This is a genomic window from Bacteroidales bacterium, from assembly GCA_035647615.1.
GTDB lineage: Bacteria > Bacteroidota > Bacteroidia > Bacteroidales > 4484-276 > SABY01.
In genome coordinates this window covers 101,693-127,191 of record DASRND010000003.1, presented here as the reverse complement: position 1 = coordinate 127,191, position 25,499 = coordinate 101,693, and the positions used below count along the sequence as shown (strand labels likewise).

Annotated in this window: 12 protein-coding genes; 2 read left to right on the top strand and 10 right to left on the bottom strand. The window is 46.6% G+C overall.

Annotated features, from left to right (window positions below):
* Nucleotide 1: 1 nt before the first annotated feature.
* From VFC92_01125 to VFC92_01080, 10 genes are all read right to left on the bottom strand, one after another.
* Entirely contained in the window at nucleotides 2–1,897 is a 1,896-nt protein-coding gene (locus VFC92_01125; GenBank protein HZK06778.1) for a methylmalonyl-CoA mutase family protein, read from the bottom strand.
* Between the two features lie 345 nt (nucleotides 1,898–2,242).
* On the bottom strand, nucleotides 2,243–2,848 hold the full coding sequence (locus tag VFC92_01120) for a hypothetical protein (protein HZK06777.1): 606 nt from the start codon (nucleotides 2,846–2,848) through the stop codon (nucleotides 2,243–2,245).
* Between the two features lie 111 nt (nucleotides 2,849–2,959).
* The gene (locus tag VFC92_01115; protein ID HZK06776.1) at nucleotides 2,960–7,195 is read right to left on the bottom strand and encodes an FN3 associated domain-containing protein; all 4,236 of its coding nucleotides are present in this window, start codon (nucleotides 7,193–7,195) and stop codon (nucleotides 2,960–2,962) included.
* 133 nt (nucleotides 7,196–7,328) lie between these two features.
* The gene (locus VFC92_01110; protein HZK06775.1) at nucleotides 7,329–11,024 is read right to left on the bottom strand and encodes a lamin tail domain-containing protein; all 3,696 of its coding nucleotides are present in this window, start codon (nucleotides 11,022–11,024) and stop codon (nucleotides 7,329–7,331) included.
* 92 nt (nucleotides 11,025–11,116) lie between these two features.
* Nucleotides 11,117–14,488 carry a choice-of-anchor J domain-containing protein gene (locus VFC92_01105; GenBank protein HZK06774.1) on the bottom strand — a complete coding sequence of 1,124 codons (3,372 nt, stop codon included), beginning with the start codon at nucleotides 14,486–14,488 and terminating at the stop codon, nucleotides 11,117–11,119.
* Between the two features lie 72 nt (nucleotides 14,489–14,560).
* Nucleotides 14,561–17,914 (bottom strand): choice-of-anchor J domain-containing protein, encoded by a 3,354-nt coding sequence (locus tag VFC92_01100; protein ID HZK06773.1) that lies wholly within the window; start codon nucleotides 17,912–17,914, stop codon nucleotides 14,561–14,563.
* A 69-nt stretch (nucleotides 17,915–17,983) separates the two neighbouring features.
* Entirely contained in the window at nucleotides 17,984–19,615 is a 1,632-nt protein-coding gene (locus tag VFC92_01095; protein HZK06772.1) for a T9SS type A sorting domain-containing protein, read from the bottom strand.
* A gap of 347 nt (nucleotides 19,616–19,962) precedes the next feature.
* Entirely contained in the window at nucleotides 19,963–21,885 is a 1,923-nt protein-coding gene (gene dnaK / locus VFC92_01090) for a molecular chaperone DnaK (GenBank protein HZK06771.1), read from the bottom strand.
* A gap of 362 nt (nucleotides 21,886–22,247) precedes the next feature.
* Nucleotides 22,248–24,407: an aldehyde ferredoxin oxidoreductase C-terminal domain-containing protein gene (locus tag VFC92_01085; GenBank protein ID HZK06770.1), complete on the bottom strand. Its 2,160-nt coding sequence runs from the start codon at nucleotides 24,405–24,407 to the stop codon at nucleotides 22,248–22,250.
* Nucleotides 24,408–24,659: 252 nt separating this feature from the next.
* Nucleotides 24,660–24,869 (bottom strand): hypothetical protein, encoded by a 210-nt coding sequence (locus tag VFC92_01080; protein HZK06769.1) that lies wholly within the window; start codon nucleotides 24,867–24,869, stop codon nucleotides 24,660–24,662.
* A 137-nt stretch (nucleotides 24,870–25,006) separates the two neighbouring features.
* On the opposite strand from VFC92_01080, the gene VFC92_01075 reads away from it, so the two are divergent.
* Both VFC92_01075 and VFC92_01070 read left to right on the top strand, forming a co-directional pair.
* A complete protein-coding gene (locus VFC92_01075; protein ID HZK06768.1) occupies nucleotides 25,007–25,270 on the top strand; it encodes a BrnT family toxin in 264 nt (87 codons plus the stop codon).
* A complete protein-coding gene (locus VFC92_01070; GenBank protein ID HZK06767.1) occupies nucleotides 25,257–25,487 on the top strand; it encodes a CopG family antitoxin in 231 nt (76 codons plus the stop codon). The genes VFC92_01075 and VFC92_01070 overlap by 14 nt, the downstream gene beginning before the upstream one ends.
* The last annotated feature ends 12 nt before the right edge of the window (nucleotides 25,488–25,499 follow it).

Sequence of the window (25,499 nt, the reverse complement as noted above, 5' to 3'; positions counted from 1 at the left end):
TTTATTTTATTCCCAACTGTTTTTGAAATTCTTTGAGTGTTTCCAGAACATTTGATTTGACATGTATAAAGTGCTTCAGGCCTTTGGCTTTAAGCTCTTCAATGGTGTCCTTCGGATATCCGGCTACCACTACGATGGTCTCTTTGCCGATTTTTTCATTTATCTCGGGAGCAATCACCGGATAATCATCGTCTGCAGCACAAATCACCACAACTTCAGGTTTTACTTTTCGTAAAGCTTCAATGCCACTGTCGATGGTTTTAAATCCATTGTTGTCGATGATTTCGAAACCGGCACAGGCAAAAAAGTTACCGGAAAATTGTGAGCGGGCACGGCGCATCGAAAGGCTTCCATAAGTAAACATGAATACTTTAGGACGATGATGCTTGCTTGCGTAGGCATCGGTTTCTGAACGTAACTGCTCAAAAGCCATGGCTCCGCGGTAAGGTTTGAGTGTTTCCACAATAGCATGGGCATTGCTGCAATCCATTGGTTCGAAACATTGTTTGTCGATGTCAGGATTGATCATCTCGCCGAAGTTGGGATATTGATTGGTGCCTACCAGTATTTCGCGGCGGGTGGCCACATCCTGATCACGCTTTTCGGCAGTTGTTTTTATCTGCTGTTGGATGATTCCTTTGCGGAAAGCTTCAATAAAACCACCGGCTTCATCTATCTCCAGGAAAAGTTTCCAGGAAGCTTCAATGAGCGAATCGGTGAGATTTTCGACGTAATATGAGCCGGCTGCGGGATCCACAATTTTATCCAGATACGATTCTTCCTTGAGCAAAAGCTGCTGATTGCGGGCAATACGTTCGGAGAATTCGCTTGTATCTTGAAAGACGACGTCGTAAGGCAACACTGTGAGTGAGTTGGTGCCGCCAATGATTGCTGCCATAGCTTCGGTGGTGGTACGCAGCAAATTCACATGGGCGTCGTAGACTGTTTTGTTCCATCGTGTGGTGACGGAGTGAATGTGTGTGCGCGTAAACTCGGCGTTGGAGGGGCCATAAGCATTTACAACTTTTGCCCACAGCAAACGGAAGGCGCGAATCTTGGCTATTTCCATAAAATAGTTGGATCCGATGGCAAAGTTGAATTTGATGTTTGGAGCTACGGTATCGATGGAGATGCCTTTGCCGGTGAGGCGCGTCAGATATTCGGCACCATAAGCCAGAGCAAAAGCCAGTTCTTGAACGATGTTGGAGCCGGCATTTTTGAAATGTGTTGCATGAACAGCCAGCGTGCGAAAATGCGGCGTATGCTGGGTAGCTTTGACAAGTTCGGCGCAGGTATCGAAATCTTTTTCCTCGTTTTCATACCAGTTGCCTCCAACGATCAAGCGGCCGATGGGGTCGTAACCTGCCGAGCCATGAATGGATTTTAGGTCGCGGTTGTATTTCTTAACTAACTCCAGATAATGACGAACCACTTCAGGCGCTTGCGGGCCGCATATAAAATTTACCTCCACGGACTGGGCGTAGATGTTTTCCATCAGTTGCTCTATTTCATCAATGGTGGGCTTTTTGCGCTCATCGAGTATAAAACCCAGTGAGTCGACGCCGGTCATCAGGATAGCCAAGGCCTTTTTATTGGTTTTACCAATGTCGTCAACAGGCAGGTTCTGACGCACAAACCAGTTGTTCTCATTGATGCGCTCACCGCGCACGAAAGGAAAATTGCCCGGGAAAATATTGAGGTAACTCAGATTTTCCAGATCCTCGCGGCGATAGTAAGGCTGTACCTTGAAGCCCTCGCGCGTATTCCATACCAACCTGCGCTCGTATTCAGCTCCCTTCAGATCCTTTTCTATCACAGCTTCCCATTGATCGGTACTTATCGGTGAGAAATCGCTGAAAAGCAGTTCCTGTTTTGTTTTTTCTGTTTGTTCATCCATAAAAATTGGATTTTTATATATTGAATTTCAAGATAATGGATTCAGAATAAAAATGTTACTCCTGATCCTTTTGCAAATTTATAATAAAACCTGTCTGACGATACGCGGCTTTATGCATTGTTAAACATTGGAACTAAAAAGCCACAACAAAATCTTACAAACAAATTACGCTTTACGCTTAACGATTAACAGATAACAATTAACGGATAACAATGGGAAAAGAAGCAACGCGAAGAAGTAAACAGATTGCTTCTCCGCCAGCCGGCGGATCGCAATGAACCATTAACAGATAACGATTAACGGATCACGATTAACAATTAACGGATCTCCCATGAGCCCAATATTTTAAAACCCTGGAAAGTTGCCGACAAATTTTATGGAGATATCTTCGAAATTTTCCACAAACTGGATGGTGAAATCGGGGAAGTTTTCTACAAATTGCCACTCGCCACATCTGTTCGGAAAGGCGGTTACGGTTTTCACCTCGAGATCAGGAAATGAATTTACAATTTTTACTTTCAAATCCGCAAAAGCGGTAACCACTTTCACTTTGCCATGCAGCGGGATGCTGCCATAGGTGCAGGTTGCTTCGTTTGTACGCGGCTTTTGATGACGTAAAGTATAATCGGTTATCCCGGCAGGACGGGTGAAGCTAATCGTAAAATCAGGTGAGAAGTTTACCAGCTCAATGCTGAAGTCTTCGAAACGGTCTACAAATTTCCACTCGCCGCACTGCGACGGACGGCTGCGGGTTGTGTCAACATTAAGATCGGCATTGCGACTCACCGCCTTTACTTTAAAATCAGCAAAATGCTTTACAATTTTTACCTTGCCATACAGTTGCTTCCCGTTTGCAGTGCAGGTGTAGGCATCTAATTTTTGGCCAAAAGCCGTAGCTGAAAGTCCTGAAATTACAAGAAACAGCAACACAAGGCGCAGGTTGATTTTCATTTGATGATGAATAAAGATCAAAGATAAAAAAAATCCCGGAAAGTGCCGCGTGGCTTCTTCCCGGGATATTATGGCAATTTTGGTTCAACTCCCTTTGGAGTGAAACTTCAATTATTTAACCACCACTTTGCGTGTCATGGTTTGATCGGCATTAGTAAACGTTACAAAGTAAACGCCTTTGGACTGCTGCTGCAGATTGACAACTGCGTGCTGCGTTATCTGGTTCTGATACATCAGTTGACCCTGTGCGTTGGTAATGGTTACCTCGCATGGCTGGTCAGTGACGATGTTGATGAGTCCGTCGGAAGGGTTGGGATAAATTACGCCCAACGATTCGCTGTTACTGATTCCGGTAACTCCGAATTTGAAGCCGTCAATCACCGACAATCCGTTGGTTTCAAATAATCCATCAGTATTAGCGAAAGCTGGATTGTAAACCACAGTTACATTTTCGGCAACGCCATTACGGAAGATGCGGCATTGCATCGGTTCCTGCCGGGTCATTCCGTCGATGGTTTTGGTGGTGTTATCATCACCATAAACTACCAGCGGGAGCACGGTTTCGGTGCCGTTATAGATGGCCATGCCGGTGCATAAACCTGTTCCATCGAACATTCCGACTACATCGCCGGCCTGTAACATTGCAAGCGCCTGTTGGCTGATGGCAATGATGTGTTGATCGCCGGTAGCGGTCACGTCATTCCATGAAGTGGTGTTCGCTGGTTTGCTGAATGTAGCCACCGATGATTTTGTAAAATTAATATCAAAATCGATGGTTCCCGACTGCGTAAATTGGGTGAGGTAAGCATAACCGGGTGTAAGCACTTCGAGTGCGCCTTCGACACCAGGAATAATTCCGCCGTCAGGCCAGTAAACGGTGCCATTTTTTATGTCAAACATAAATTCGACGGCGTTGCCCAGCGGCACAATCACGTCAGCTACATTTACTGCTTCGGAGCTTAGTACTGGAACAAACTTCAGACCTGGCTCAAAATCATAAGTTCTGTCGGCGAGCTCAGTGCCTTCAAATACAAAGTAAGTCGATCCGGCGAGCTTGATTTTGTAACCTTCGTGGGTATTCCATTCGCCCAGGATGTTGATGTTGAATTCGGGCCAGAAGATGCCGGTATTTCCCAGCATGATCACCAGGTTATTCAGCACCGGAGCAAAGAGTTCTTCCATTGCTTTATCTTCAGGTTCCACGTTGGCCGAAATACCAAACCAGCCGCCGGAGTAGAACATTGGTAAAACTTCAGCCTGACCGCATCCTGCGCCGGGGGTGCCGTAAACGGCTTTGCCATCGGCATTAAGACCAACAAACTCGGTAGATGCCGACCAGTAGACCGGATCGCTGTTGTCCATCGAGGCATCGCAGAAGGTAAGTGAGGGGCCATGGCCATTGGCTTCGACAGGCCACAAACCACTTCTACCGTAGGTTACCTCAGCACGAATGTTGCCCAGGTTGTCGCTCAGTTCGATTTTTTCACCGCTATTGCTCAGGCTGCCGCTTGTCCATTGGGGAGCTTCAAAGCCAAAAAAGTTGAGGAAGGCAGTGCTATTTACACAGCTCACAGCGTATTCGCCGGGGGCAAGTGTGATTTCAGGAAATACAAAAACAACTCCTTTTGTAAATGACCAGTCTTCGAGATTTACATTGCTAATCCCATTGTTGTAGATTTCGATGTACTCCAGCGAGTCCTGGCCGCTTTCCGGCGGGTTGTACATTATCTCGGTAATCTTCACATCGAATGGTGGTACGATGGCGAACAAATCGTCGCTTTCGTCGTCGGGGAGATTTTCGGTCGTGTGCAGAATGATCGTATAATTACCTAACGGCTGCGTAACCTCCCACAAGAACGAACCTTCCTCTATCGGAACATCTGTTGCCAGCTCTATCAGATGTGTGGTCAGGTTCAGGAAGATATCCACAGTAGTTTCGGTGAGGTTGGTTTCCCAGGTGATCGTAAACTCAGAACCCTGCTCAATTTGCTCTCCGCCATTGGGCGCGGTCAGCAGCACAAAGCTGGGCGCAATAATGTCGGCCAGGCTACGGCTTGTCAAATACTCGCCTTCTGCGCGTGAATTAGGAATACCTGTTACATCGGCAGCATCAGCGGGGATGGTTGTCCCAATATAATCCACATCATAAAATGTAGTTCTAAAGACGCCACTTTCAGTAGCATCGCTAATATCGTATAGCTGCCCGCTGGCAAAGGTAGCTCCGCCATTGGCAAAAGTCACACCTTTAATTTCTACCAGTTCCGACTCATACTCCTCAAAGTTGTTGACAAGGTCTTCCAAAGTAATAACCTGTGGAACAATGACATTATTGGTAGAAGAAGCAGCGCCCGGATCCTGAGCTGGTGTAAACTGAATCATGCCGCCAAATTCGTCCACTTTTCCAATGATGCCGGTGATGCCATCATAGAGCTCATAAGTTGAGGAAATTTTACCTGAATTGTCTTCGATGAGAACGCCGGCAGTTGCATCCTGGATATATTTCTGATTACGGAAAGTTTGCTGGAAGGTAAGCACCACTTCGCCTGTTACTTTATAATAATCCGATGCCTTTGTGTAATAGGCAGCCCGCAAAGTGGCAAGGTTTTCAACTTCGATCACCGTTGGGAAAGTAAGGGTTACTTCAGCAATAGCACTCGGATCAAGATTCGGGGCATAAGCAATGGCTTTAACCGTGGTGGTTGCAGCAATGCTTATTGGCCCGGTGTATTCGGTGGAATTGTCGTCAGGATCATTGCCATCTAAAGTATAATAAATGGTCGAACCCTCTGTTTCACAAGAAACTTCTAAATCTACAGGACTGAAATACTCTTTTGTAATTTCGGAGAAAACAGGTGTGAGCACATTTGTAGCACTACCAGAAGCTGTCCAGGAAATATTATCAACCACAACCTGTCCACCGCTATTTGTTTCACTGATGAATTTTATCACAAAATCGCCGGTTACATTTACGTTAAAAACACCCGAATTTTTCACCACATTTTGCTCTCCGCTTGAAGTAACATTCCCAACAATTACATCATTAATGAGTACATTGAGGTTAACGTTTGTTCCAAATGCCTGCATGTAATCAAATTCGATAGTTCCGCAACCATTGGGTATTGTTCCTGAATAGAAATTGGCCTGTGGATTTCTGTTTCTGCCAAGCATAAGTGCTTTTCCAGTAATTTCTGTGTCACCCCGGCTTTGAATATAATTCCATTCTGAACCATCCTGTCCCAGAAAAGTACCAGTTTGGTACGAAGATCCAGTGGCAGTTAAATTATCAAAGGTTTCCATACCACCACCGGAGGGAGGGGCAACACAAGCCTCACAACTACCAAAGCAAACCAGGTCGAGCGTGGTAGCTACATTGGGAACAGTAAAAAAACGGTTGCCGTTGCTGGCACATTCCCAGGGAACTTGCTCCGGTTGGGGGTCGTCCCAGCTATTGCCGTTTACAAATTTGTATTCGATAAATTCGCCTGCAGGCAAATTGGCTGTGTAGCTGTAGATGTCATTGCTTTCGTCGATCATCGGGGTGTCGCCGGGTTGCCACGCTGGATCCTGAAAGCTTCCGGCAATATGTATTCCGTCAGTTGATACAGTTTCGTTGCTCATGTCAACCTGAAAGGTAATTTCTACCATAGGTACTGCACAGTCAACGCAACTGCCCCAGCATACTACATCGAGGGTAATATCCACATCGGGAACCTCAAGGAAGCGATTACCATTAGAATTACAACCACCAGGTACATTTTCCCAGCCACCTGTGCCATTTAAGAATTTGTACTCTACAAAATAACCTTCTGGCAAACTGGTGGTGTAGGTATAAATGGCATCCTGATCAAGGGTCATCGGGGTGCCGCCTGCATTCCAGCCCTGGAAGTTACCGGCGATAAATACACCCTCCACACTCACATCCTGTTCGGCCATATTTACCCGGAAGGTAACTTCTACCTCTGGTGGGTTACAAACGGTGCAACTGCCAAAGCAAACCGGGTCGAGTACTACCGGTACATCGCCAACAATTACCTGACGGTTGCCATCAAAGTTGCAGCCAGTAGGGACATTTTCGTTATCAGCCCAGGCATTGCCATTGATATACTTAAAATAATGATCGCCTTCCGAAAGCTGCAACGTTACGGCGTAAACTGTGCTGCTTCCCACCTGCGCCATCAGGGTGGTGCCCGGTGACCAGCCTTGAAAATCGCCAGCTACGCTCACGCCGGCAGGATTTACTATTTGTTCGGCCATATCAACCTGAAAGGTTACGTCCACTTGTGCCGTTGCACAAGTGATAAACCCGCCGAAAATCAAAATTAAAAAACCAAGTAAAAAATTCTTCATAACATTAAAAATTTAGATGAATAAAAGAGTTTGAGATATTTTTGAAAGTACAATAAAAAAGGCTGCCACGTCATCACTCTGCTTTTGCAGATAATTTCGTAGCAGCCTTTCTGTGATCATTTAAATAATCCTCTTATTTGTTCCCACAATCAGGATAAGTGATATTGATAGGTGCACTTACTTTGATAAAATAGGCACTGCCCGGCTGCAGCGTTTGCAGCGTGAAAATGTTTCCGGCAGGATAATAGATGCGGTTGCTGCCCATTTCTTTTACAAGGATAATTTCGGTATGTCCGCCAAATAGAGTGGCAGCTTCCACAGCGCAGGTGCTCAGAACCGGTAGCGCATTCCATCCTGTTATCAACTCAGCAGTATGGTCGGCACTTTCGGTGCCATAGAGTACCAGATAACATTTACTCGTCACGTTAATCTGATAGCCTTTGTTGGTGTTCCAGTTGCCAATGGAATTCACGTTGTAGCCCGGCAGATAAACGTTACTAAAATTCTGCATTTCAATAAGATTGTCCACAATGGGATTCATGTTGGTTTCCACGGCCTGGTTGTTAAGATCGAGATAAGTAGAGATACCCGACAAGCCGGAATTTAGCAGAATGCCCTGTCCGGGTGTTGAAAAGTTAACAGCTCCGGGAGTGGCATAAACTCCCATTCCTATGGGATGATTAAAAGCAAAAGTAGTTTCGGGCTTCCAATTGGCGGCATCGCTATTATCGGCAAAAGGATCAGTAAGCGCCAGTGAAGGGCCATAGCCGTTGGCCGCTGCAGGCCATACGCCACCAGTTTTGTAATAAACACTATCCACTTGTTGTCCGGCATTGTTCATCAACACAATAGCTTCGCCGCTATTGCTCAATCCGCCACTGGTCCATTGCAGCGCTTCAACGCCAAATTCATTCAGCATCACATTGGCTTTGATGGCAACTACTACATATCCACCAGGCACAAGTTCGTAATTAGGAAATACAAATACTACGCCCTTGCTGAAGTAATAGTCTTCGAGATTGACGGCCATCGCTCCGCGGTTATAGATCTCGATAAATTCGAGGCTGTCGGCGCCGCTTTCGGGAGGATTGTACATTATTTCATTGATAACAATATCGGCAAGCGGCGGTGGTGCAACAATCGAGAATGGAGCATCGCTTGCATCAGTTGGTGCGCCGGTACCCAAACCTGAAATGATGACGGTATAATTACTACCCAGGGCCTGACCGGCAGGAATGTTCCATCCATAGGTTTCTTCTGTGATGGCTATGGAAGCTTCAAGCACAATAGTTGAAGTGCCGTCGGAAAGTTCGATCTTCACATTTCCTGTTACAGCCTCGCTTGTCCAGGTAATGTTGTGCAGCGTTCCCTGTGCCCACGATTCGCCGCCATTGGGCGAAGTTACGGTGATGGAGGGAACAATGGTTCCTACGATGCTAAAGACGCCATCGCTTTCGTCTGTAGGAATTCCGTCGGTGGTTTCGGAGATGATAATTTTATAATTGTTGCCCGTTGTAAAATTGGCGGGAATTTCCCAATCCCAGACGATAGAATTTACAGGAACATTTTCGGCAAGCGTCACTGTGGTGGCAAGCTGGGTATCGGTAAGCTCTATTTTGATGGTTCCGGTAAATCCGACATACGTCCAGGTAACTTGCTGTGAGCTGCCTTGCAAGAAGCTTTCGCCGCCGTTAGGAGCCGTGAGCGTGAGCATTTCGAATCCAAAAACTGAATTGGGCATGCCGGGTGTACCATCGTTTACGATACTGGCTGCCCAATTTTCGGGCAGGGAGTTGTCGAGGTTGGGATCGAGAAGTTCCAGTGAAGGGCCGTCGCCATTGGCTTCAGGGGGCCACAATCCACCTTTGGCATACTTTACACTATCAGCAACATTGCCCTCAACATTGAGAAGCAGGATGATTTCGCCGGTATTGTTGAGACCGCCAGTAAAAGGACCCACCACATTGGTGATTCCGTAATGTGCGATGATAGTGTCAGGTTTGAGTGCAACTACCAGATATCCGCCGTCGGCAATGGTAGTACCAGCTTCAAAAGTATAATCTATGGCAGTGGCCAGTTTCCAGCCACCCAAATCCACAGCAAAACCACTGTTGTTGTATAATTCCAGATACTCATAATCAGCATCCGAACCTAATGCTATTGCTGGATTGTACATGATCTCGTTGATGACAATGTCGGGATCGGGCAGTGGCTCGATTATCGAGAAATTGTCGTCGCTTATGTCTACAGGATCACCAGGATTTACATTCTCTACTTTTACTTTATAGCTGCCTGCAACGAACGACATGGGGATGGTCCATTCGTAGCTACCGGTATTTGTCACATTATTAGCCACCATAATACTGGTAAAACCTTTTGGAATGGTAATTTTTACATTACCCGAAAAGTTGGTGTTGAGCCAGCTAATGGTGTAGGTATTGCCTTTTTGCCACACTTCGCCACCATTTGGCGAAAGCACCTGAATAGTCGGAGGTACCTGCTCCTGAACGAAGTCGTTGTTGTTACGCGCTGTCAGGTATTTGCCTTCAACACGTGAATTTGGTAAGCCAATAATGTCGATAGATCCAGAGGGAATGGGAGTGCCGATGTAATCCACTCCATAAAAAGTGGCTCTGAAATCGCCTTCACTGGCAGCCGGGCCGGTAAGATGATAAACCGCTCCGTCGACAAACGTTGCTCCGGCATCGTCAAAGGTAACGTCATTAATACGTACCAGCCGCGCATCGTAAGTAGAGTAATTAGCATTTAACTCGGTAAGTGTAATCACCAAAGGCGTCGGATTATTCCCCGAAGAAACCGGGTCGCCCGGATCTTGTGTTGGCGAAAATTGCATCATCCCACCAAATTCAGCTACGTGTCCCCAAAGGTTGGTGATGCCGTCGCCAATTTCAAAATCGGAAGTGATGATGCCTGCAAGGTCATCGATCAAAATTCCGGCCGTGGCATCCTGCACATATTTCTGATTGCGGAACCCCTGTTGGAAGGTAAGGACGGCTGTGCCGGTATAATAATAGAGCTGTCCGGGAACTCCTGCACGAAGCGCAGCCAGGGTAGTTACCGTTTCCGGGAAACTATAGAGCGCCGAAATAATATTGCTGGGGTTAAGGCCAAAAGCATACGCTCTTGCTTTGAGAGTGGTTGTCTGTGCAATCGTCACAGGTAGGGTATATTGTTGTGATTGTTGGGTAGGATTGCTGTCATCAGTGGTGTAGTAAATGATAGCTCCCGGAGTTGCGCAGGTGATGCTCACATTTTGAGGAGAAGTGTAAGTTCCACCAATAGGGTTGAATTGAGGGGAAGCAACGGAATTGCCAGAACCAGATGTCCAGGTCACATTGTCAATAACTACTTGCCCATCACTATTATTCACACTCATGAATTTTAAAACAAAGTCACCTGAAATATTTACTTCAATTTCCCCGGAATTTTTAATTACATTTTGTTCTCCGCTTGAAGTCACATTTCCAACAACTTCATCATTTACCAAAATGTTAAGATTAACATTTGATGAAAAGGCTTGCATATAATCGAAATTCAGCGTCCCGATACCATTAGAAATAGTGCCGGAATAAACATTTGCTTGTGGTGTTCGGTTTCTGCCGAGCATAAGTGCTTTTCCGGTAATTTCAATGTCACCCCGACTTTGAATATAATTCCATTCTGAACCATCCTGTCCCAGAAAAGTACCAGTTTGGTATGAAGTTCCGATTGCATCAAAATTATCAAAGGTTTCAAGCCCTTGACCAAAAGAAAGTTGTGCTACTATTGTAAATAGCGCCATCATTAAAATGTGTCGTAGATTTCTCATAAGATATTAGGTTTTAAATGTTAATAATTAATGCTTTTAAAAAAAAGGAAGGTGTCCCGGATATTACCGGGACGCCTTCAGTAACAAAAAAGTTATTGTAAAATAATGCGACTGTTGAAGATATTTTCGGCAGCATTGCCAAAGCCTTTTACAAAGTAAAAGCCGGGTTTCAGGTTGCTGATGTCGATAGCCTGCGAAGCATCCGCCATTTGTTGGTGCAGCATCAGACTGCCGGTAGCCGAATAAACTTCCACAAAGCGCACGTCCATTTCTGTATCAATAGTAAAAGTACCGCGCGTAGGGTTGGGGAAAATGTTGACCTGCCGCTGTCCGGCTACATCGTCTATGCCATCAAGAATAATGGATCTTAACTTTATGTTGTCAACTTCCCAGGTGGCTGCATCTGCCGTGGTGGAGGTGTAAACGAATGCAATTACAGCTGAACCCTGATTAATGAGAATATCTTCTACATCCAAAACTCCAGAATAAGTCCATTTCCAGAAAATATCTCCATCGGGCCAAATGGCTCTGTCGGTAACATCAGTCCAGGTGGCGCCGCTGGGATAGCCGTTTTCATAATCTGTAGAGATTTTAATTGACAGCGGTGCGCCGGTGTAAGCTACAGCCGAATTAAAGATGATGTTATGACCAATGTCAGACAAAAAAAATACTCTCGGTGAAATGAGCCAGTCTTCATTTTCAAAGGCAGCGCCGCTAAAACCGCTGATGCGCGCACACGGTGTTCCGTTGATGCCATGAGTGGTATCGCGTGTCCAAATCTGGTCGCCGGTAACGCTTACCTGTTGCCAGCCTTCCCAGCCGGTATCAAATGTGGTATTTAAATGATAAGCGTAATAAGAAAATGTAGTAACAACAACCGATGCATAAGGCGGAACACCATCGGTTTTATAGTCAATCTTTGTACCCGAACCGGTGTAGGGGAAAATCCTGAAGTAATAGGTGGTGTTATCCAAATCGGTAAAGGTGTAGCGTTCTATACCGCTTTCTACATTCATAGCTCCGGTACCATCGAACAAGTCGGGGTCATTCACTACAGGCACGCCATCTACCGGTAAAGGAATGTTGCTTTGGTTGCTGGCCAGGATTAGATAGCCGTCGGGGATGATTTCTCCCGTAGCATCTTCCCAGGTAAGTTTCACATCATTAAAGTTTGCCTCACCTTCAAAATTCTCTGGATAGTTGGAAGGCTCGGTGGGAGGTAGCTCCTGTACGGTGATGCTCACGTTGTCTATTTCCCAGTTGGCCGATTCCGTTGCGGTGGAGAAAAACTGGAAAGCCACATAAATGGTGTTATCGGTAAATGCTGACAGATCGATGTAACCAGATTCCGTCCAGGCAAAGCTGCCCGGCGACCACATCGCTTCATCGGTAAACACTTGCCAGGTAAAATCGTTGGGATTACCAGTTCCGTTGTAGTCGGTCGAAATGCGCAGCTCCAGCCGTGGACCCACATAGTTTTTGGCTGAGAAAAATTTGAGCACTTCGTTGCTGCTGGCGCTGAGGTCGATCGGTGGCGAAATGAGCCAGTCTTCGTTTTCGAAGTTGCCACCGGAAAAACCCGACATCAAAGCACAGGGAGTGCCTTCCAGCCCGTAGGTATTGTTGCGTCCCCATTGCTGATCGCCCACCACGCTATAGGTTGTCCATCCGCCCCAGTCGGTATTGAAATCCGTGAAAAGCAGGAAGTTGGTTTCCTCGGTTGTAGCTGTTGCAGTAGGTGGTGTACCGTCAGTTTTGTAATCAATATTTTCGCCTTCGTTTGTGTAGGGATAGATGGCAAAATAATAGGTGGTACCTTGCGGAAGATTATAAAAATGTGCAGTTTGCACACCTGGATTGATGTTAAGCGCGCCGCTGCCATCGCTCAGCACATTGTCGTCAGCTACCGGCGTTCCATCCACCGGAGCGGCGATGTTTGGATTGTCGGAAGCCAGAATAAGATATCCTGCCGGAAGCTGAGCACCCACGGCATCCGTCCACGAAAGTATTATCGACTGGCCGGTAGCAAGGGCTGCAAAATTCACCGGATAATTGGTTGGCTCCGGGTCAGGTACAAATTCGCCCTCGCCGGTTATCAGAATATTGTCCACTTCCCAGGTGGCAGCGTCGTCGGTGCCACAGGCGTAAACAAAAGCGATATGGACGCTTCCTTCGTATCCCGAAAGGTTTAAATCGCCGGAATTGGTCCATTCCCAGAACACAACGCCATCGGGCAGCACCGGTTCCAGATCAATCCAGGTAGCAGTAGCTGGATTGCCACCACCATCATAATCTGTCGATACATAAGCCGCCAGTTGCGGTGTGGCAGTGGGGTAGCCGATAGCCGTATAGAAAGTAAGGATTTCATTTTGAAAATTACCCAGCTCAATCGCGGGTGAAATGAGCCAGTCTTCGTTTTCGACAGCAGCGCCGCTTACAAAACCAGAAATACGGGCGCAGGGCGTGCCGCCCATACCAAAGTTGTTGGTGGCATTCCATACCTGATCGCCTGCAACGCTGATGGGCGTCCAGTTGGCAAAGCCGGCATTGAAGTTTTGTGAATGGATTACCACGATGTCAGGCGTTTCTACTTGCGCTGCCGGAGGAGTTCCGTCAGTTTTGTAGTTGATGTTGGCACCACCGTTTGTGTATGAGAAAATTTTGAAATAATAAGTGTTGGAAGGTTCCAGATCAGGAAAGGTAATAGTTTCCTGGCCAAAATCCACGTTAACTGCTCCTTTGCCATCGCTCAGGTCGAGGTCGTCGGCAACTGGAACGCCGTCAACGGGCAAAGTAATGTCGTCGGAGGTGCTCGCTTTTATCAGATAGGCGTGAGGAAGCTGGCTGCCGGTTGCATCTATCCACGAAAGCGCGGCGCTAAGCGCCGCAAGTTCTGCGGCAAAGTCCGTTGGGTAATTATCCGGTTCACCAGACATACCCGTCCACGACTCGAGGTCGCCGTTGTTGATGGTCAATGGTGTGCCGATGGGCGATTCAAAAACGAAATCATCCACATACTGCACTTCACCGGGAGTAAATCCGGGGGGGACATCATAAAATCGAACGCCCACCTTTAAACTTGTAATGTTGGCGGGTACCTGGCCATCGAATTCGAACTGCTCCCAGCCACCGGTGTTGGGCCCCAGGTAGTTGGTCGCATACAATGTGGTATTGTCCGACCAGATAATCTTGGCTCGAACCCGCACATTTTCGGAGGTATAACCCCAGAACGACATTTTGAAAGTATCTCCTGCCGTAACAGGAATCACAGTTTCGTTATCAAAATCGCAATTGGCCTGCACATCGCTGTTGACGATGATGCCACTGCTGTAGCTGCCTTGCTGCACAATGGTCGATTCCTGAAACGCTTCGATTTGGGTATCAACTATCCAGTGGAGAGGCTCCTGTGCCTGCAATGCTGTAATTGCCAACAGCATCAGGATGAAGAATAAATGTTTTTTCATGTGGTTTTGCTATTTTTATTATTAAAAAAATAAGGAAGCGGGAACTGATGCTCCCGGCTTCCTTTCAGTAAATTATTCAACTATTATGCGTCTTACGACGGAAGTACCTTGTTCGTCCAGAATGAAGCGGACGAGATAGAGGCCTTTTTGCATTTGCTGCAGATTAATGCTTCCGCTAGAAGCTGGTAAGGCAGCGCTGTAGACAAGCTGTCCGGTGATCGAATAAATATCGATAGTCGTTGGCGCTTTTTTTAGATCGTAATGAATCAGACCGTTGGTTGGATTGGGATACAATCTAAGCAAGTACGATTCCGGATCGTTGATGCTGCTGCTTCCCTGAATGCGGATGTTGTCGACTTCCCATGTTTTTGATTCCTCGGCGTTGGAGGTAAATTTAAAGGCAACGTAAATGGTTTGATTGGCATAATCCTCCAAACTAATATTTCCCGAATGAGTCCATTGCCAGAAAGGATCAACGGCAGGCCAATCGGCCAGTGAAGTAAGGTTATCCCATGTAAAATCATTGGGGTTGCCAGCACCGTCGAAGTCGGTCGAAACCATAACCTGCAGCGGATCGCCGCTATCGGCTACTGCCGAATAAAACATCAGCGCGGCATTGGTGATTCCTGTAAGATCGATAGCCGGCGAAACCAGCCAGTCTTCGTTTGGGTTGGAAACTTCGTTGGCAAATCCGCTTACGCGTGCGCAAGCTGTTCCGTCAATGCCAAAAGTATTGTTGCGGTTCCATACCTGATCGCCGGTAATGCTGATGGGTGTCCAGTTTTCCCAGTTTTCGTTAAAAGTGGTAAAAAGTAGATCGGCCGCAGCTTCGGCAGTGATAGCCTCGGCATGTGGCACCGTGCCGTCGGTTTTGTAATCGATGGCGGCGCCGGAATTTGTGAAGGGATAAATCACTACATGGTAAGTGGTGCTCGGCGCGAGATCATTAAAACTTACCTGCTGCACGCCGGGCATTACATTTTTAGCACCCTTGCCATCGCTCAAATCCAAATCATCGGGTACGGGTGTACCGTCGATGGGAGCTGTGAATTCGTCGGTATTGCTAATCATCACAAGGTAGCCTTCGGGAACAATGGTGCCGGTAGCATCCATCCAGGTGATGGTTATGTTTTGATTCTGTGCTGTCATGGCAAAAGTGGTGGGGTAAGCCGACGGCTCTCCCAGAACCTGTGCGGGAGAAAGCAGCACATTGTCGATTTCCCAGGTTGGCGCTTCCAGATCAGTCGAAAAATAGACAAAAGCCAGACGCACGGTGCTGCCACCGTATGTCGACATATCGATATCGCCCGACTCAGTCCATTCGTAATTGTCGGTCGACCAGACAGCCAAATCGGTAAGATCATCCCAGGCAAAATCGTTGGGATTGCCCGCGCCATCGTAATTAGTAGATACTTTAAAGCGCAAAGCAGGGCCGGCAAATTTGGTAGCAGAATAAAAACTTGCTACCATATCGTCCATGCCTGCCAGGTCGTACGCCGGCGAGAGCAGCCAGTCTTCGTTGATGACGGCGCCGTTATTAAAACCGGCCATCTTAGCACATGGGCTGTTTTCGATGCCATATTCGGTGGTGCGCGTCCATGTTTGGTTACCCACGAGGCTTATCGGTGTCCATCCGCCCCAGTCTTCGTTGAAGTCGGTGAAAAGGTTGGCAGCTTCTTGTTCGGTCGTTGCCTCTGCCATTGGCGGGATTCCATCATTTTTATAATCTATCGCCACACCTGAATTGTTGTAGGGATAAATTTTGAAATAATAAGTCTGGTTGTTTGCCAATTCGGTAAACGTAATGCTGGTAGTTCCGTATGATACATTCATTACCGCCATTCCGTCGCTAAAGTCGGGGTCGTTCTCCACGGGCTGGCCATCCTGCGGTGCTGCGATATTGTTGGCATCACTTCCCAAAATAAGATAATGCTCCGGCAAAATTTCGCCGATAGCGTCGGCCCACGAAAGATGGACGGTTTGTCCATCAGCCAAAGCTGCAAAGTCAGCGGGATAATTGGATGGTTCGGGTTCAGGCACTATTTCGCCTTCGCCGCTTATCATGATGTTATCAATTTCCCAGGTTTCTGCTGGGTCGGTTCCACAGATATAAACAAATGCTACATGCACGTTGTCGCCGGTGAAGTCCGAAACATCCACTGCGCTCGAATTAGTCCAGGCCAAGTTGGGCGGGCTGGTGGCTAGTATTGGGTTCAGCTTTGTCCAGGTGGCGGTAGAAGGATTGTGGCCGTCATAATCAGTGGAGATGTGCACGGTGAGCTGAGGTTCAGAAGTAGAATAACCTACTGCGCTGAAGAACGTAAAAATCTGATCGGTGCAGGTTGTAAAATCCATCGATGGCGAAATGAGCCAATCTTCGTTAGCGTAGTTGGCGCCGCCGCTGTTGCCTGTCATTTTAGCGCAAGCGGTATTACCAATACCAAATGTGTTGTCGCGGCTCCACTCCTGTTCGCCTAATACATTCACGCGTGTCCATCCGCCCCAGTCGGCGTCGAAGTTTTCGGATTCCAGAATTATAATGCTTCCAATGGTGGCTTGCGCCGATGGAGCCGTACCGTCAGTTTTGTAATCCACATTGATGCCGCTGTTGGTGTAAGGGAATATTCTGAAGTAATAAGTTGTGAATGGCACCAGTCCCGTAAAGTTGAATGATTCTTGACCATAAGCCACATTGGCGGCTCCGGTGCTGTCGGACAAATCTAGGTCATTGGTAACGTAGATACCATCTACCGGATGGGCAATGTTACTATGCTTACTTGCTTTTATCAGATAGTTTTCAGGTAAAGGATCACCAACAGCATCCACCCAGGAAAGTGCTATTCCCCCGCCCGATGCGGCAGCAGTAAATTCAGTTGGATAATTGGAAGGTTCTCCCACGATGCCACCCCAGGTTTCAAAATCACCATTAACAACAGTTTTTGGTGTTCCCACGGGTGATTCAAAAGCAACATCATCCACATACTGGGTTTCGCCCGGAATAAATCCGCTCACATCGTAGAAACGAAGTCTTGCGGTTCCTGTTGCTACGCTGTCGGGTACCGTTCCTTCAAAGACGAATTGTTCCCACCCGCTGGTGGCCGGGCCTACATACGAGTTGGAGTATTGTGCGCTACCTAAATTCCAGTCCACAACGGCCGTTACACGAACATGTTCGCTGGTATTGGCCCAGAAAGAAATCTTGTAGGTTGCACCTGGAGTCACAGGCATTGGGCTGGTATTGGAAAGGTCGCAGTTGGCCTGCACGTCGGTATTTACAATTACGCCACAACTGTAAGCGCCACCATGCACGCTTGTCGATTCCTTAAATGTTTCTATGCCTGTGTCGTCAGTCCAATCGGAAGGCAACTGTGCCTGCACCGTTGATATTGCAAAAAGCATTAGGACAAAAAGGAAGACTTTTTTCATGAAGTCATATTGTTTTTTTTAATAAAAAAGGGAAGCCGGAACAAATGCTCCCGGCTTCCTTTAGGTAAACTATTCTATGATGATGCGTCTTACGACGGAAGTTCCCTGCTCATCAAGAACGAATTTTACAATAAAAACACCTGCAGGTATTTGCTGCAGATCAATTGTTCCGGTAGCACTGGACGTTGCGGTTACAAAAAGACGCTGGCCAGTAATATTAAATACTTCAATGCTTACAGGCGTTTGTTTCAGGTTGTAATTGATCAGGCCGTTGGAAGGATTGGGATACAATCCCAGCAGATATGACTCAGGATCATTGATGCTGCTGCTTACCTGAAGGTGGATGTTATCAATTTCCCAGGTAGGAGCCTGCTCGGCTGTCGAGAAATAAACAAAAGCCAGATGTACGGTGCTGCCGCTGTATGCCGCCATATCAATGTCGCCCGACTCGGTCCACTCGTAATTGTCGGTCGACCATTCAGCCATATCTGTAAGGTCGTCCCATGTTGCGTCGTTGGGGTTTCCGGTGCCGTTGTAATTCGTCGAAACTTTAAAGCGCAAAGCGGGGCCTGCAAATTTTGTGGCGGAATAAAAATTCACCATCATATTGCTTAGGCCTGCAAGGTCATAGGCTGGCGAAAGCAGCCAGTCTTCGTTAACTACGGCAAGGGTAGTAAAACCGGCCATCTTAGCACACGGGCTATTTTCGATGCCATATTCGGTGGTGCGTGTCCATACTTGGTCGCCAACTACACTTATCGGTGTCCATCCACCCCAGCCATCGTTGAAGTCGGTGAAGAAGCTGATCGTTTCTTCTCCGGTGGTTGCCTGTGCCGATGGAGCAGTTCCGTCGGTTTTGTAATCTACATCGGGGCCGCTGTTGGTGTAGGGGAATATTTTGAAATAATAAGTTGTTAATGGCTCCAGTTCCGAAAAGGTGAAAGATTCCAGGCCATAAGCCACATTGGCGGCACCGCTGCCGTCGGCCAGGTTGAGATCGTTTGGAACGAAGGTACCGTCAACCGGAGGGGTAATATCATTCTGCTTGCTTGCTTTTATCAGATAGTTGCCCGGCAATGGATCTCCCACTGCATCAATCCAGGATAGTGTTATTTTAACACCTGATGCGGTAGCCGCAAATTCAGTTGGATAGTCGGAAGGTTCTCCTTCGTTAGCACCACCCCAGTTTTCAAAATCACCATTTACTACAGTTTTAGGTGTTCCGATGGGTGATTCAAAAGCGACATCGTCCACGTATTGGGTTTCGCCCGGATTGAAACCGGGTACATCGTAGAAGCGAAGTCTTGCAGTTCCTGTTGCTACGCCCTCTGGCACCGTTCCCTCAAAGGTGAATTGTTCCCACCCGCTGGTGGCCGGACCAACATAAGTGTTGGAGTATTGTGTGGATCCTGCATCCCAGTCCACAACGGCTGTTACGCGAACGTGTTCGCTGGTATTGGCCCAGAAAGAAATTTTGTAAGTAGCACCCGGCGTTACGGGCATTGGGCTGTCGTTGGCAAAGTCGCAGTTGGCTTGCACCTCAGTATTTACAATTACGCCACAACTGAAGTTGCCGCCATGTACAGTGGATGATTCTTTAAAAGTTTCTATTCCTGTGTCGTCTGTCCAGTTAGAAGGTAACTGTGCCTGTGCTGTTGCGAAAGCAATCATCAGCACCAATAAAAATGTAAATTTTCTCATAGTTAATGCAATTTTTGATGGTTAGTTTTAAATATTAATTTTTGATGAGTATGCTTATTTAATTGATAATTACAAAGATGTTACAAAATAAAACGCTCGCGGTGTTAAAGTTTTAAAAGTTGCCACAGCAGAAAAAGGCACTAAAACTACTATTAATGACTTAACCGGGAACGGATTTGTTAAAAACTTCTTACTTATTTTCATAAACCTCCTATTTGGAAATAGAAGAGAAGCTTTGTTTTTTGAAAAAAAGCACAAAAAAAACCCCGGTATTCCTACCAGGGTTTTTAATTTATTAATCGTCGTTGATTTGAATGGCGACGGCTGTGCGTCGTTACAATCCAAAATTATTTAACCTCTTCAAAATCTACGTCGGTTACTTCGCCATCGTTGTTTCCGCCTTGTTCACCACCACCTTGCTGTTGTTGCTGGTCGGTAGGTTCGCCTTGTTGCTGTTGCTGTTGGGCTCCGGCGGCGCTGTACATTTCCTGGCTGGCAGCCTGAAACACATCGTTCAGCTTTTTGCTGGCTGCGTCGATGCCGGCGATGTCTTCTTTTTTGTGCGCTTCTTTAAGTTCGGCAAGTGCATCGTCGATGGGTTTTTTCTTGTCAGCCGGAATCTTGTCGCCGTATTCTTTCAGTTGCTTTTCTGTCTGGAATATCAGCGCATCAGCCTGGTTGAGTTTATCAATCCGCTCTTTGGCAACTCTGTCGGTCTCGGCGTTGGCTTCGGCTTCGGCTTTCATCCTTTTGATCTCTTCATCGGTAAGGCCTGAGGAGGCTTCGATGCGGATACTTTGCGATTTGCCGGTGCCTTTGTCCTTTGCCGAAACATTGAGAATACCGTTGGCGTCGATGTCGAAAGCCACTTCAATCTGTGGGATACCACGGGGTGCGGGTGGAATTCCGTCGAGATGGAATCGGCCAATAGTTTTATTGTCTTTTGCAATTGGACGTTCACCCTGCAGCACATGAATTTCGACAGATGGCTGGTTGTCGGCAGCCGTCGAAAACACTTCTGCTTTCTTGGTAGGGATGGTTGTATTGGAGGCAATGAGTTTGGTCATCACGCCACCATAAGTTTCGATTCCAAGGGTAAGCGGTGTAACGTCGAGCAGCAGCACATCTGTTACCTCACCGGTAAGTACGCCACCCTGAATGGCTGCGCCAATGGCAACTACTTCGTCGGGGTTTACACCTTTGGAAGGCTCTTTGCCAAAGAAGTTTTTCACCTCCTGCTGAATGGCAGGAATTCGTGTAGAACCACCTACCAAAATCACCTCATCGATGTCGGAGGCACTCAAACCTGCATCGCTCAGCGCTTTCTTACAAGGCTCGATGCTTCGTTTGATCAACGAATCAGAAAGCTGTTCGAATTTGCTGCGGGTGAGTTTACGCACCAAGTGCTGTGGAATTCCATCAACAGGCATAATGTAGGGCAGGTTGATCTCGGTTTCGCTTGAGCTTGAGAGTTCAATCTTTGCTTTTTCGGCAGCTTCTTTCAGTCGCTGCAACGCCATCGGATCTTTACGCAAGTCGATGTTGTTGTCTTTTTTAAACTCTTCGGCCAGCCAGTCGATGATAACGTGGTCGAAGTCGTCGCCACCCAGGTGGGTGTCGCCGTTGGTCGATTTTACTTCAAAAACACCATCGCCCAGTTCTAATATTGAAATGTCAAATGTACCGCCACCCAGGTCGTAAACTGCGATTTTGGCATCATCTTTTTTCTTATCGAGGCCATAAGCCAGTGCTGCGGCAGTAGGCTCGTTGATAATACGTTTTACCACGAGGCCCGCTATCTCACCGGCTTCTTTGGTAGCTTGCCGCTGCGAGTCGCTGAAATATGCCGGAACGGTAATCACAGCTTCGTTTACAGAAGTGCCCAGATAATCTTCAGCAGTTTTTTTCATCTTTTGCAGAATGATGGCCGAGATTTCCTGTGGCGTGTATTGACGGTCTTTAATGCGTACCCGTGTGGTTTCATTTTCACCTTTTTCTACCTTGTAGGTTACCCGGTTTACTTCCTTTTGCATACGACCCCACGGTTCGCCCATAAATCTTTTGATAGAATAAATGGTTTGTGTGGGATTGGTAATAGCCTGACGCTTGGCAGGGTCGCCAACTTTGCGTTCGCCATTCTCAGTAAATGCAACTATCGACGGCGTGGTACGACGTCCTTCGGAATTGGGAATAACCACCGGTTCGTTGCCTTCCATTACGGAGACGCATGAGTTGGTAGTTCCTAAGTCGATTCCAATAATTTTTCCCATGTTTAAAATATCCTTTCTGTTTTTTGTTTTCTAAATTTATTTGGCAGACCTCGTCAATCATTATGCCATTTCATTTTTACGCTGTCATACATGCATTCATCTTCTGTCATTTTTATTTTTTAATACGCACATACATTTATTAAAGTCCCTGTTTACGGTGGTTGCACCGAAAATAATAGCTAATGTGGTAGCCAATGCCGATGCTGACAGCCAGAGTGTCAAATAGGCAGGAAGAAGGATGAAGAGATGAGCTGTGAGCGATGAGAAAAAACTTTACCATCGGGTGGAATGCGAAATATTAATCATAAAAAAGGCGGCAAAATAGTTCTGCCGCCTTTACTAAAGCAATGAAAAAATCCCTTTTACTCCTGATGAGGTTTCACTACCTCGATGAGTTCGGGTAAATCCATACCCAACGACTTGAGGTGTGCAATGGTGGGTACGCCGTTGCGTGTCCAGCCACGACGCTTGTACACAGCGTCGAGGAGTTTTTCGTATTGGCTTTCGCGATGTTTGCGCATCACGGCTACTTTTTCTTCGGTAGTTTTTCCTTCAGGATCAAAACCTACAATTTCTTTGAGTTGTTTGTCGTAGCGTTCGGCACGTGATTCGTACTCTTCGTTGGTTACAGGGCCTGCGGCGCGGTATGGTTGTGCGTCGTATTTGCGGGTACCGTAGCCGCGGCGCAGGTTGAAGGTTCGCTGAAAGTTATACACCCGCTCCGACTGCCGGATCATCTCTTTTTTATCGAAAGGTTTTCCGGTAACGGCTGTATAAATGGTCACGTAGTTATCGACGTGCTCGGGTACTTTGGCCGGCTCGTCGGTTTCGGCATTGTTCACCGGTTCCACGTCGTTCCAGGGCAGCTTGCACAATCCCTGCAGGCCAAACCAGGTGCGGAACATGGGGAAGTAATGCAATGCCTCGGCCTTATCTTCAAAGGTCGGGATTTGGTTGTTGACCATATCCATAAATATCAGCCAGGCTTCGTCGTGCTGGGGACCTTTGTTGGTCATTGCAAAACCGCCTTGCTGTGCCAGCGACTCCTTGGAAACATATTCCGAATATTCCAAACCCTTCACTTCCATGCCGATGTCTTGCAGAAATTGTGGATCGCCCCAGCCTTTTTCTGCAAAAATCTGCTTCATCTTGTGAACTCCTTGTCCTGCAATCAAGCCAAAGCCTTCGCCACGCGAGAGTTGGTGCATCATCTCCATAGCTGCATCGCCGTTGCCAAAGTTCAGCTCCAGCCCGCCGGTTCTCTCTTTGTTGAGGATTCCGTTTTCGTAGCATTCCATTGTAAAGGCCGTCAGCGTGCCCCAGGTGATGGTGCAGATGCCGTAGGTATCGCAATAGAAGTTGGCTTCGATAATATGATCAGGATCGAAAATGCCACAGTTGCTGCCCAGGCCGCCGGCGTTTTCGTATTCCGGTCCGTCCACAATAACTTTCTGCCCTTTGTAGGGGCCGGTTTTCAGTTCAAATTCATCCACACCTTTGGCGCAAGCCATATTACAACCTATCCAACAGCCGTCGGGGATGCCTTGCGTGAAGCGGGTTTTCCAAACTTCCGAGTGTATCTTGTCAGCGTCAGGATGTGAGCCAAATTTGTAATTGTGTACCGGCAACAAATCGTAGTCGTTCATAATGTTCACCAGGTGGGCGGTGCCTTTGGTGCGCATTTCGGCCTGCGAATCGTCCAGGTCGCGCATCTCTTTGTTGAAGCGCCTGCCGCGTTCCATGATGGCCGGTAAATCCACTACATTGTTGAGGTTACCTTTCACGCCCGGAATCTTGCAGACAATGGCTTTGATTTTTTTGTTTCTGAAAACGCTGCCTATTCCGCCACGTCCCGCTTGCTTGAGGCGAACGAGTTTACGTTTGGGATCGTAGAAGGTAAAGTTGAGCATACCGATGAGTGAATGTTCGGCGGCAGTGCCCGATGCTACGATGCCAATATTTTTCTTGTCGCGCTCGTCGTCGGCGTACATTTCCGTCAGCAATTCGCCCAGCACATGGCTGTCGCGGGCATCCAGGTAAGGAGCCTCGTTGATCTCGACAATGTGATTTACGCCATCGATAAAAATAATTACGTCGCGCTCGGCTTTGCCTTGTATTTCGATGGCATCGAAACCCGAAAATTTCAGAAACGGGCCAAAGAATCCGCCCACGTTGCTGTCGATGGGGATGTCGGTTTGTGGTGAGATAGAGACGCAAATGCTCTTGCCGCTGCCCGAATACTGGGTGATGCCACCGATGGGCCCGGACGCAATATTGATTTCATTTTCCGGATCGGTCCATTTGGTAGTGGGGGTGGTACCATCCCACAAAAGCCGGAGGCCATAACCTTTCCCACCGATGAATTTTTCTTTCATCTCGGGCGGAACCTCTTTTTCTTTGATCTCGTTTCGGGAAAGGTTCAGATAAAGAGTCTTATCTGTATAACCTTTGTCGAGGGGCGTCCATTGGTACGACCATGATTTGATCAGTTTGTGTTTTTTTTTCAGTTCGGCAACTTCCATGACAATTATTTTATGATGATATTTTTATGATTTCTGTTATCTGGTTCACAAAATTAAACAATTTAATCATCATACAAAACAATGATTATCAGCACTTCCAATATGCATAAGCGTGCATAACGGGTTTTCACTTTGCGTTTCAGCGCTTTGATGATTATTTAAAAATAAGCCAGATAGGATTTGTAAGATTTTGAAATGAGAAAGCCGGGAGGGTAGAATAGGAGTGAGAGTGATGGAGATAGCATCGGAAAGCTAAAGGACTTCGAAACTTCTTTTCACCCTTACAAATTTTCGTTTGGGATTTTCGCCTTTTGGATTTTTCTTTATAATAGTCTCATCATCAAGAAAAGTTATCACCGAGCCTTCGGGTATTTCATCCAAAAGATCAGGATTTTTGATAATCTGCTTTGCAAAATCGAGAGCGACTACCAAATCGCATTTAATTTGCTCGTTGTGTTTCATTTCGGCATTTTTTTCTGGTACTTTTTTATAAAAGTATGATTAATCTATTGGTAAGTCTTTTTAGCCGGGAATGAAATTCTAATCAAAATCATGTTAAATTTGTTGCGATTAAGAAAGAAAAAAATTCCATTTCAATTATGGCATTTGAATTTGATGATAATAAAAGCAAAGACAATAAAGTCAAACATGGAATCGATTTCATTGAAGCGCAACAATTATGGGATGATGAAATCAGACTCGTAATACCTGCAAAAAAAATGGATGAGCCTAGGTTTTTACTTATCGGAAAAATAAATCATCAACTTTGGTCGGCGATTTACACTTTAAGAAACAATAAAATTAGGTTAATATCAGTAAGAAGATCACGAAAAGAAGAAAGGACATTCTATGAAGGCAGATGAATTTGATAAAGCATTTGATGATGGTGAAGATATTACCGAAGCACTGGATTTGAAACAAGCAGAACGCCCCGGGCTGAAAAGTAAGCGCATAAATGTAGATTTTCCAGAGTGGATGCTCAACCTTCTAGATCAGGAATCCAAAAAATTAGGTATCACGCGACAGTCGATTATAAAAGTTTGGATTGCTGAAAAGCTCAAAGCCACGGCGAAAAGTTAATAAGTGATATTC